Annotated in this window: 10 protein-coding genes; 8 read left to right on the top strand and 2 right to left on the bottom strand. The window is 43.4% G+C overall.

Annotated features, from left to right (window positions below; translation table 11 throughout):
• Positions 1-692: 692 nt before the first annotated feature.
• Together PBAL39_RS11420 and PBAL39_RS11415 are read right to left on the bottom strand one after the other, a co-directional pair.
• Positions 693-1535 (bottom strand): DUF6266 family protein, encoded by an 843-nt coding sequence (locus tag PBAL39_RS11420; protein ID WP_008241510.1) that lies wholly within the window; start codon positions 1533-1535, stop codon positions 693-695.
• A gap of 354 nt (positions 1536-1889) precedes the next feature.
• Positions 1890-2510 carry a sterol desaturase family protein gene (locus PBAL39_RS11415; protein WP_039866478.1) on the bottom strand — a complete coding sequence of 207 codons (621 nt, stop codon included), beginning with the start codon at positions 2508-2510 and terminating at the stop codon, positions 1890-1892.
• Positions 2511-2723: 213 nt separating this feature from the next.
• On the opposite strand from PBAL39_RS11415, the gene PBAL39_RS11410 reads away from it, so the two are divergent.
• The 8 genes from PBAL39_RS11410 to PBAL39_RS11375 all read left to right on the top strand — a co-directional run bounded on the left by PBAL39_RS11410 (position 2724) and on the right by PBAL39_RS11375 (position 11818).
• Entirely contained in the window at positions 2724-3659 is a 936-nt protein-coding gene (locus PBAL39_RS11410; protein ID WP_008241506.1) for a ring-cleaving dioxygenase, read from the top strand.
• Between the two features lie 2 nt (positions 3660-3661).
• Positions 3662-4285 (top strand): alpha/beta hydrolase, encoded by a 624-nt coding sequence (locus tag PBAL39_RS11405; RefSeq protein ID WP_008241504.1) that lies wholly within the window; start codon positions 3662-3664, stop codon positions 4283-4285.
• A gap of 120 nt (positions 4286-4405) precedes the next feature.
• Positions 4406-5155: an ROK family protein gene (locus tag PBAL39_RS11400; protein WP_008241502.1), complete on the top strand. Its 750-nt coding sequence runs from the start codon at positions 4406-4408 to the stop codon at positions 5153-5155.
• A gap of 12 nt (positions 5156-5167) precedes the next feature.
• Positions 5168-6568: an NADP-dependent phosphogluconate dehydrogenase gene (gndA, locus tag PBAL39_RS11395; RefSeq protein WP_008241501.1), complete on the top strand. Its 1401-nt coding sequence runs from the start codon at positions 5168-5170 to the stop codon at positions 6566-6568.
• Positions 6569-6612: 44 nt separating this feature from the next.
• Entirely contained in the window at positions 6613-8118 is a 1506-nt protein-coding gene (gene zwf, locus PBAL39_RS11390; RefSeq protein ID WP_008241499.1) for a glucose-6-phosphate dehydrogenase, read from the top strand.
• Positions 8119-8258: 140 nt separating this feature from the next.
• A complete protein-coding gene (pgl, locus tag PBAL39_RS11385) occupies positions 8259-8984 on the top strand; it encodes a 6-phosphogluconolactonase (RefSeq protein WP_008241498.1) in 726 nt (241 codons plus the stop codon).
• A gap of 341 nt (positions 8985-9325) precedes the next feature.
• Positions 9326-11092: an Ig-like domain-containing protein gene (locus PBAL39_RS11380; protein WP_157273999.1), complete on the top strand. Its 1767-nt coding sequence runs from the start codon at positions 9326-9328 to the stop codon at positions 11090-11092.
• Between the two features lie 27 nt (positions 11093-11119).
• On the top strand, positions 11120-11818 hold the full coding sequence (locus PBAL39_RS11375) for a hypothetical protein (protein ID WP_008241496.1): 699 nt from the start codon (positions 11120-11122) through the stop codon (positions 11816-11818).
• The last annotated feature ends 15 nt before the right edge of the window (positions 11819-11833 follow it).

Raw genomic sequence — 11833 nt, 5'->3', positions numbered from 1 at the left:
TACATACATCATTCAGCTGATTACTGAATATCGCACATGGAAACCCTCTATTAACCTATCCTTTATATTGTCCGTTTACCGCAATTCAGGCGTGTTTATAACCTGCTCTTTTAAAATAAATCACTTATTCCGTAGCAAAGCTACACTCCAAGTCGGAATATCATTGCACATATAGTAAAATAATTTTGATACAGAACGCCAAAAAAAGGCTAAAATTCTTATATACAGAGGTTTATCATAATTTTTATCTTAAAAAAATTATAAAAAAATGTCATTAAAAGAACAGAATAACATTTCAGTAAATCAAAAAATGTGAAATTAGGTCAATAGTGATTATAGTTAGGTACTAATTTTAATCTTAAATTCACATTTAAGGTAAAATTAACGATGGGGTTAAAAGTTATTTTCTGAAATATATTGCGAACGAACATACATTGCGCCTAAAAATATAGACAATCCGGACTTTTATGTAAACAGAAAAAAGAAATACAATTTTTCGCCTCCTCAAATCTTTTTCTGAAGGAAAAACATTTGCATGTCGGCTCAAAACTGTATTTCTTTTTTCTTTACGCATACCCAGTCCAGTGTTTTACCTTTTTAAATGGAAAAACTGATGTGTATAACGTCGGAGTTACAGTTTTTTATTCTCGATTCTTAAGTTGAACCTTGAATAGCCTTATAAATTGCTGTTTTTAAGAGCGTGACTTTCCTGGCATATTTTTCAGTTTTTCCCTTAACACCTCATATTCTTTGATTAAATGCCGGTATTGCTTATCGTAAATGATCATGCCTGCGCCACTGAGGATCAGTTTTTTCTTAAGTATCGCATCTATGACATCAAAACGTTGTTTTGTTTCTGTGTAACGTTTGTTGTTTTCAATATCCTTCACCGTTTCGTGTTCAGCATTCAGGTTTCCCGCATAAACCGAATCAGATACCGCCTTTCCATCACTCTGCCTAAAACTGATGTAAACCTCCATGTGCTTATGCAGATAAGATTTGGGTACTTCAAAGCAGCATGATCCGTCTTTTCGTTTTCCAGCATGGAAGGTCGCTAAAGAGAAGTTCTGTTCAGGGAAATAAACCAGGACCATTACGCCGTCTTGCCCTCTACGGAGCGGTCCTGGTGGCGCTTCCTCCCACTTGATCAGTACACCCTGATCTGTTTTACTGATACTTACGCCCTCAGGTGCAGGCACAGTCCCCCTACTGAGCAGCACTTTGCTGTAGTCTATACTTAAATTAGGGTATTCGCCTTTTACTGCATTTTTTTTCACAGCAGAGGTAGCCAGGTTAAAGGCATTTTTATTTGTCCCCATTGCCTCCAGCCCGAAGCCGACGTCAATGAAAGATTGTACGGAGCTCAGGAAACTCGTGGTGACCTTCATGGACATCATGTTGGCCAGTTGTTTGATACTGCGCTTTCCCTTATATTTGCCGATAGTACGCATGACGTACTGCCCATTTAGCATATAAGAAACGGTGTTGCCCACTTTTCCGATAAAGAGGCCATTGTTGTGATTTGCGACTGCCATGGTTAATTTAGTTTTTCGTAACTGATTTTCAATTAATTAGCCGACAAATTAGCCCACATCTGTTCAAGATAAAATGATATTCCTCATTTTTTTCATTTGCTTTCCCCATTTAGGCCGATTTTTACCCTGCTTTCGTTCCACATTCATTCTGTTTTGATTGCTCGATCAACACTGTTTGATGCTGGTTTAATGGGACTATTGGTACATGGAAGGTACTATCAACCAGGAAACAAGGTTAGCTGAATAAACTGTCTATTGGGTACGAGAACACAACGAGCATGGCATAGCAGTATACCATGACAGGCCATCAAACAAATTACAAGAAAAGGGGAACGCAGGAATGCTGCGCTTTAACTACGACTTCTTTTTAAGGATTTCCGAACGGAAAATCTTATCCCAAAGATCAGAACTTACACCATAACCTTTGGTCGCATCATCATAATGATGTAACATGTGGTGTTGTTTCAGCCTTTTCAGGATGGGATGGGAAAAACGGGCATGGTGCAGGAAATAGTGCATCATGTCGTAAACCAGGTAACCGATGATGAATCCTGTAAAGAAGCCATCCAGCAGATGAACAGGAAGTATCGCTTTAAAAAGAAAATAAAAGGCAAGTGCCAATGGAATACTTGCGGAAGGAGGCATTACCAATCTGTGCGCATCATTGGGATAATCGTGATGTACCCCGTGGAAGATAAAATGTATCCTCCTGCCCCATTCAGATTTCGGGTAAAAGTGAAATATGAAGCGGTGCAGGATATATTCAGTAAAAGTCCAGATGAACAATCCTAAAGCCACAGCACCTATCGCGGTAAGGATGGGGTTATTGAAAAAAGACTGGTATCCGAAATAGCCGATCACAGGAATGTATACGATAAGCGGCACATAAAAGGGAACCTTTGAAAGGCTCTCCAGAAATGAACTTTTAAACATTCTGACGGATTCAGGCGAATTTGATACGTAATTCTTTTTCATAAAATAATATTTACCGACAAAAATAGCGCCGCCAGCCTTTTTTTTCAAGGCCGCTGCGCAAATTTGACAATAGGATAGCTGATAGTCAAAGTTACGGTTTTATCAATTTTAATCAAAAGCCAAAAAAAAGACGACTAAAATCATTTCTTACGATATGATAAGATTTAGGAATCCGGGAGCCCTTAAATTTGTATCAGATTAAAACAACAAGTCATGAAAAAAGAAATTTTAGGTATACATCACATTACTGCCATCGCAGGAAATGCAAAAAAAAACTTCAATTTTTACACCCAGGTATTGGGATTAAGACTGGTAAAGAAAACCGTCAACTTTGACGATCCGAATACGTATCACTTTTACTATGGAGATGAGCATGGTACGCCAGGCACAATCCTCACCTTCTTTCCATGGGAAGGCATACAGGCGGGTCGCCGCGGCACAAGGCAGGTTACTGAAATTGGCTACAGCGTTCCTGCAGGAAGCCTTGACTTCTGGTTAAAAAGACTCGAGAAATACAATGTCATCTACAACAAACCTGCGGAGAAATTCGGCGAACGTTACCTCACCTTTTTAGATCCTGATGGATTGAAATTTGAGCTGACAGAATCCGCCACAGCAGATGACCGTCCGCAATGGATAACAGATGAAATCAGCGCTGAAAATGCCATCCATGGTTTTCACCACATTACCATTACGACCAACAAAATGGAGCTTACTGCGAAAGTGCTGACCGACATCCTGGGGTATAAACTCGCTCAAACGGAAGTCAACAGGTCGCGTTTCGTCACAGATGCCGTATCCCAGGCCGCAATTGTTGACCTTGTAGAGGCACCAGGCGAACAGGTTGGCCATGTTGCGGGAGGTTCGGTACACCATGTGGCCTTCAGGGTAAAAGATGAAGAGACATTGATGTATTTCCGCGACAAAGTGGTAGAAGCAGGGTTGAACATTACGGAAAAAATCGACCGCAACTACTTCTATTCGCTGTATTTCCGTGAACCAGGAGGTGTACTTTTTGAAATTGCCACTGATAATCCGGGCTTTGAGGTGGATGAATCACTGGAAGAACTGGGCACCAATTTAAAACTGCCCGCACAATACGAAAGCAACAGATCCGTAATCGAAGCCATTTTACCAAAATTAGACTAATCATGTATACACATCAAAAAAATATCATTACCGCAGGTCTCCCAATTGGGGAGGCCTCAAAAGCCGTCATCTTCCTGCATGGCAGGGGCTCTTCAGCCGAAGACATCATCGCACTGAATAACCACCTTAAAATCAATGATGCTGCCTTGTTTGCGCCACAGGCGACGAACAACAGCTGGTACCCTTACAGCTTCATGGCGCCGGAAGCGGAAAACCAGCCCGCCCTGGATTCAGCATTGGCACAGATTGACGCACTCACTACCGACGTCGTCGCTCAGGGAATCCCGCTGTCGCAAATCTATTTTGTAGGATTTTCACAGGGTGCCTGTCTGACACTGGAATACATCACACGTCATGCCGCAGCTTATGGTGGCGCGATTGCTTTCACCGGCGGCCTGATCGGAGAAACGATCAACCTGGACAACTATACCGGCGATTTTGCACAGACGCCGATATGGATCAGCACAGGGAATCCAGATCCGCATGTGCCGGTATCCAGGGTGATGGAAAGTAAAGAAGTGATCGAAAGCAAAAATGGAAAAGTGGCGGTACAGGTTTATCCCGGACGACCACACACCATCACCAGGGAAGAAATTACACTGGCGGTTCAACACGTCTTCGGCTAGGGTACCGACAGCGTAATGTTATTTTATTGTATTATCTTACGCTTTAGTTTATTTAAATGATCGATTTTTTGTTATTTTGATTCCGATAACAATGCAGACCATCTTTTATCTAAAACATACATGTCTGAAGAAGAACTGAACGATAATATATTATCTATAGATATCGGAGGAACAAGTTTAAAAGCTTGCATCCTGAGCCCCGAAGGTGAGTTGCTTTCTGAATATACAAAACTTCCCACTCCTGAAGATTCCACACCCAAAGCAGTGTTAAGCAGCATCAAAGAGCTGGTTACAGGACTTCTTCCTTTTCATAAAGTCTCTATTGGCTTTCCTGGATATGTCAAATGTGGCGTGGTGCAGACTGCTCCTAACCTGGCAGAAAACAAATGGACAAATGTAGATCTGGCACAGCAGGTAAGTGACCTTTTTGGTACGCCTGTGCGCCTGATCAACGATGCCGACCAACAGGCCCTGGGCGTGGTTGCCGGTAAAGGTTTCGAAATGGTGTGTACTGTGGGCACAGGTTTCGGGACTTCATTATTGTTCGACGGGGATCTCCTGCCCCACCTGGAGCTCGCACACCTGCCCATCTCGAAAAACAAGGATTATGACGATTACATTGGGTCCAAAGCACTGGCTAAAGTCGGCAAAAAGGAATGGAACAAGCGCCTGCAACGCATCATAGAAATTTACAAAACCGTATTTAACTACGATACACTTTATATAGGAGGTGGTAACTCCAAACATATTGATTTTGAACTCGACCATAACATCGTGATCGTCTCCAACAGGGACGGCATTAAAGGCGGTGCCAAACTATGGAAGCTGGAAGAGAAATATCATGTATTTACCACCTATCCAAAATCATAAATAGCTACAAAAATGAACAAGTATACTTTAGGAATGATTGGCCTTGGAACGATGGGCCGGAACTTATTGCTCAACATGGCTGACAACGGTTTCTCGGTAACGGGTTACGACAAAAGTGCAGACATGCTGAAGAAACTGGAAGAAGATGGTAAGGCCCATCAGCTAAAAGGGTTTGCTGATTTGTCTGATTTTGTACAAAGCCTGGAATTGCCAAGAAGGATCGTTTTACTCGTTCCTGCAGGAAAAATTGTAGATAGCGTTATTGAAGAACTGCTTCCATTGCTGGACAAAGGTGATCTGATCATTGATAGTGGTAACTCTCATTTCACGGACACGACAAGAAGATCTTTGGAGCTTGCCGATCAGGGCATCCACTTCTTTGGCATGGGAATTTCCGGTGGTGAAGAAGGTGCCAGATTCGGACCTAGTATGATGCCGGGTGGCGATAAAAAAGCTTATGAAGCTGTAAAACCAATTCTGGAAGCCGTATCTGCGAAAGTAAACGGTGATCCATGTGTGACCTACATCGGTCCAGGTGCTTCAGGTCATTTCGTGAAGATGGTCCATAATGGTATCGAATACAGCATGATGCAAATTCTTGCAGAAACTTATGACCTCCTGAAAAATAGCCTTGGGTACAATAATGAGCAGATTTATAGTGTATTTGAAAAATGGAATGAAGGCAGATTGAAATCTTTTCTGCTGGAAGTGACCAGGGATGTGTTCAAAGTCAAAGACGAGAAGACCGGTGGTTATCTGATCGATGTGATTAAAGATGAAGCAAAATCAAAAGGTACAGGAAAATGGACTTCCCAGGTTTCGATGGACCTGCAGCTGCCAATTCCGACCATCAATGAATCGGTAAGTGCAAGGGACCTTTCTAAGTTCAAAACGCTTCGTGTTGAGCTATCAGAAGCACTTCCGCATGTTAAAGAAGCAATTGACAATAAGGAAGAATTTGAGGTTCAGCTGGAACAGGCGGTTTATTTTGCCATGATCACCTCTTACGCTCAGGGACTACATCTGTTGTCACAGGCATCTAAAGAATATAAATACGAGCTTAACCTTCAGGAGATCTCACAAATCTGGCGCGGGGGATGTATCATCAGGGCCGTATTGCTGGAAGATATCTACCAGGCTTATAAGAAACAAACCGATCTGCCACATTTATATGCAGATGCAGGGATCCAGAAACAATTGCAGGAAATCATTCCGGGAACGAGAAATGTGGTAATCACCGCCATCAAACATGGTGTGGCCATGCCTTGTTTTGCTTCTGCCCTCACCTATTACGATTCATTGAGAACCGCCAACTCACCGCTTAACCTGACACAGGCACAACGCGACTTTTTTGGCGCCCATACTTTTGAACGTACAGACAGCGAAGGCATTTTCCACGCAGACTGGAACTAACGAAAACTCCTAACGAGAAAATAAGAATAAATAAATTCACAGAGATGAAAACAAGCATCAACCTTAATCCAACCATAGTAGTAATCTTTGGTGGAACTGGGGACTTAAATTTGCGCAAACTTGCGCCCGCACTTTACAACCTGTATTCCGATGGCTTCATGCCTGAAAAGTATGCCATCATTGGAACAGCGCGAAAGAAGCTAAGCGATGATGACTTCAGAAATACGATCATGGAAGGTGTAAACAGCTTTTCAAGATCCGGGAAGGTGAAAAAAGAAAAATGGGATAAGTTCGCAGAACATGTTTATTATACCTCTGTAGATGTACAGGCGGAAGAAACATTCGGCGACCTGAAAAAAAATATTGAAAAACACCAGCAGGAATTCGGCCCGAATACACAGATCCTGTACTACCTTGCCGTAGCACCGAACCTGTTTCCGCTGATTGCTACCTGCCTTTCAAAATACCAGCTGGCAGAGGAAAATACGAGAATTGTCATTGAGAAACCTTTCGGAAGGGATCTTGAAACCGCAAAAGAGCTGAACAACATATTGACCAGCATCTTCACGGAGAAACAAATCTATCGTATTGACCACTACCTGGGTAAAGAAACGGTACAGAACATCATGGCTTTCCGCTTTGCCAACTCCTTCCTGGAGCCGCTATGGAACCGTACTTACATCGATCACGTACAGATCTCTGTGACAGAACAGTTGGGTGTTGGTGAGCGTGGTGGTTATTACGAAAGTGCCGGTGCCCTGAGGGACATGATTCAGAACCACCTGTTGCAGCTGCTGTGTCTGATTGGTATGGAGACACCTGTTAACTTCGATGCCGATGAGATCAGAAATAAAAAAGTAGATGTATTGAAAGCCATGCGTCCTTTCTCTCCTGAAGATATCCGTTTCAGTACCGTCCGCGGACAGTATACCAAAGGATGGGTAGAAGGAAAAGAAGTTCCCGGATATCGCCATGAGACAGGTGTTGATCCGGATTCGAATACAGAAACCTTTGCAGCCATCAAGTTTTTTGTAGACAACTGGAGATGGCAGGGCATTCCTTTTTATGTGCGTACAGGAAAAAGGTTGTTCCAGACTTCTTCATTGATCACCATTCAGTTCAAAGATGTCCCTCACCACATTTTCCCATCAGCGGTATCGGAACACTGGCAGCAAAACAGACTGATCATCAGCATTCAGCCGGAGATGAGTATCCGTTTGCAGGTACAGGCAAAAAGACCGGGACTTGACATGGTGTTAAACCCTGTGGATATGGTATTCGACTATAAAGGCACTTACAGTGCACAGGCTCCTGAAGCTTATGAAACCTTATTGCTGGATGTCATGACCGGTGATCAGACACAGTTTATGCGTGCAGATCAGGTGGAAAGTGCATGGGAACTGCTCATGCCGGTAGTCAATGCATGGGAAAACAAGAAGTCATTGAGCTTCCCGAACTATACTGCAGACTCCTGGGGACCTGAAGATGCTGAAGCCCTGATTGCCAGGGATGGCTTCCATTGGTTCACACTGCCGTTGAATAAGGACTAGTCCGGTAACGAAGGGTTCATAGGAATATGAATCCCGCCAAAATAACGTAATCGTCATTCTGAATTGATTTCGGAATGACGATTTGCATAAATATCAAATTGCAAGGAAGCAGTTTGTCAGAACCTCTTAAAAATAATCGAATGAATTTACTGATTTATAAAACACAGGATAAACTTTTTGAAGATCTTGCCAACTACATCATCACCATTGCCAACAAAGCAATTGAAGAACAGGGATGTTTCAATTTTGTACTTACAGGTGGCAATTCCCCAAAAGAGCTGTATCACTTGCTGGCAACGACGTATAAAGATAAAATCGACTGGACAAAAGTGTTCTTCTTTTTTGGTGATGAGCGGAATGTGATGCCTGACCATGAAAGCTACAATGGTCTGATGGCAAAAAAGGCAATTCTTGATCCTTTGAATATCCCTGCGAATCAAATTTTCTACATAGATACTACCCTCGCACCTGAGAAAGCTGCAATAGAATATACAAAGGCGATCAACAAACATTTCAAAGGGGCAGACCTTGCTTTCGACCTGATCCTGCTAGGTATGGGTGATGATGCACATACGGCCTCGCTCTTTCCGGAAACGACCATCCTGCACAGCAAGGAAGTGGAAGTGGACACGGTGTTTGTAGAGAAACTATCTACTTATCGCATCAGCTTTACCGCGCCATTGATCAATAAAGCAAAAAACATCGCCTTCCTGGTATTCGGTGAAAATAAAGCGAATGCAGTGAAACATGTGATTGAGGATGAAAAGAAAAACACCCAGCTTTATCCAAGTCAGCTGATCAAGCCGATCGACGGTGCCGTCACCTGGTTTATGGACGATGAAGCGGCGTCCTTACTGGATAGTTAACCCCATTCTGTTCATTTCTGTAAACGTTTTTAGAGGTATTCTTATTGTTTGATGCCTATTTAAGTCTTGAATCAATTGTCAAGAGTCCGCCTGGATACTGAACAAAATGAACAATTTAAAATAAAAGATAAATAGTTTCACAAAACAAGCCTTTACAACCGAAAGTTGTAAAGGCTTGTTTTGTTTTGGAGGAAAATTAAACTTTGACGCCGGATTAAACTGAACAAGTTGAACGGCAATTCGCTCTCTTTCTGCAGTAATTTTGGGCTAAGAAAAAAACGCTTAGTTATTTCGATTAAAGAAAAATAACAGGGATACTTTAACTCAACTCTTTAAGGCTCTTGGCAAAAGCAAAATATATTATTGTTTCGTGTTGCATGATGATGGTGTTCGTCATGGGCAGCTGGAGCGCGGTGAAGGGGCAGTCTCGAACATATGCAAATACGTTGGGACTCAGGGATGTTAGCGGCGACCTTAGCAACGCGGTCAATAGCACTGAAAGCCATGTCGAAATTATTGCTGGTGCGGGGTTTGCAAAAAAATATGTGTTTTTGATTTTCCCGACACCGGTGCCGCCCAACAGCTCTGTATATGTCAAACTTGATAACTCATCATCTGTAGCTGCAACTGCCTATACAGGAACCACACCTTCGACTACGGGTACGTTGGTTGCAACCACGTCAAAAAATATTATGGCCGCAGATGGAAATCAGTTCATTGAAATAAACTCTACATCTTCTTTTAATTCTGTACGGGTTGAGGTGACAGGCAATCTTTTAGGCTCGAATACAAGGAAACTTTACTACGCTTTTTACAACAACACCAATACCGCCGACTGCGGCTCCGGGATGGCCACTGCTACTACTGTTGATGCTGTCCTTGCAGTTGGCGCCGGCGTCACCAGCCCCAACAATGCCATCGATGCCAGCCAGGCCACCTCAGCTAATCTGACATTAGGAACCTTAGCTGTTGTAGGCGTTGTAAGTGAGACTGTTTATTTCTCTGGTCCTTCCAATACAGGGGATGCAGTGAGGACTGTATTTTCTATCCCCAGTAGTCTCCTTAGCCTCGGTTTGTTAAATGGGATCAGTGTGCAGGCTTATAATGGCGGAACGGCTATTGGCAGCCCTCAGACGCTCTCTGCATTGTTAAGTCTGGACTTACTGGGGCTGTTGGGCTCTGACGCTAAATACACTTTTTATTTTGTACCAGGGCAGTCATTTGACAGGGTCGTGTTTACTGTCGGAGGTGTAGTTAGCTTACTTGGGGGTATCAATCTTTTTGATGTACAGCGTGTGCCAAGTCCATTGATCACTAACGCAGGTCCGTTAGGTGATATATCTGCATGTGGTACAACAACTACGCTGAGTGTATCGACCCCACAAAGCGGTGTCACCTACAATTGGTATAATGTTGCCAGTGGCGGGAGCAGTCTGCATACCGGTACTTCTTATAATGTAACAGGCTTAACCCCAGGTACCCCTTCAACCTACTACGTTGAAGCAGTAAAATCAGGATGTAGTAATGCCATGAGGCATCCGGTTAAAATCAATCCAACTGCATTGCCTGTAGTTGCAGCCATAACAGGCAGTACATCGATATGTAATGGCTTGACCACAACCCTCAGCAATGCCACAGCCGGCGGCGTCTGGAGCTCCGGTAATGCGGCAGTTGCTACAGTTTCAGCCAGTGGAGTGGTCACCAGCGTAAGCCCCGGCACCGCAACCATATCTTATACCGTCACAAACTCAACCACGGGCTGCGTAAACGCGGCAACCGCCTCCATTGTGGTAAATGCTTTACCTCTGCTCAGCAGTGCCACAACAGCATCAGTGTGCAGCAGGACCCTGTTCAGCTACACAACGACAAGCAACGTACCGGGCACAACATTCTCATGGTCCAGAACTGCCGTTACAGGAATCGACAACGTAGCGGTATCCGGCAATACGGGCCAGATTAATGAAACACTGATCAATAATACTTCATCGCCGATAAATGTCACTTATTCACTCCTACTTAACAACAATGGATGCACCACACCAGCATCACTGACAGTGACAGTTAAACCCCAGCTTGTAAAACCTAATGTAAATATTACCTCAAATTAATTATAAACACCCTCAAAAATCAAAAACATGAAAACAAATCTCACCCTCCTAAAAGCAAGTGCAATCGCTTTCTTTTTGTTCATCTCTGGCAGTGCCTTTTCTGCGACCTATTACACCTGTGCCGGTACCACCTTGAATTTAGCTCCAAGTGCTGCACCTGCAAACATTACTTATTCCTGGGACATCAAAAAAGATGGTACATCAACTGGCGTAGTAACCACTGCACCTACTTCTTTTGCAGATGCGGGCGTCTATGAAGTCATACTATTATCAACAGCTACAACAGGAAGCGGAGTCTGTGCCCCGGACCCTGTGAGTAACGAGATCATTGTGCTTCCTGCTTTAACCGTAGCATTGACCGCCCCTACTACAACCTATTGCGAGGGTCTGGGAGATGCTACAAGTTCTGTGATTACACCAACAGCACAATCTACAACCTATTCAACTGACGTTGCATTCGAATACAGTTATACCATTACACGCGGTGGAACAAATGTAACCGTTGCAGAAGCAGGAACATTAGATGCAGCTACAGGCGTGCTTACCTTAAACATAAAAACACCTGGCGAGTACAGCATTGTTGGTTCTGTAAAATATATTCAGGCTTCTGGCAATACTACGAAACCATTTCTTGGCGCCGGTTGTCCTGCAACCTCGGGAACGCCAACCACAATCACTGTAACAGCGAAACCTACACAGCCTACGGTAACCATCACAGCTAGCTAATAAGGTGTAAGGGAA

The sequence above is a fragment of the Pedobacter sp. BAL39 genome, from assembly GCF_000170795.1.
GTDB lineage: Bacteria > Bacteroidota > Bacteroidia > Sphingobacteriales > Sphingobacteriaceae > Pedobacter.
The sequence above is the reverse complement of the archived record's forward strand: the minus strand, read 5'-3'. Positions and strand labels throughout refer to the sequence as shown.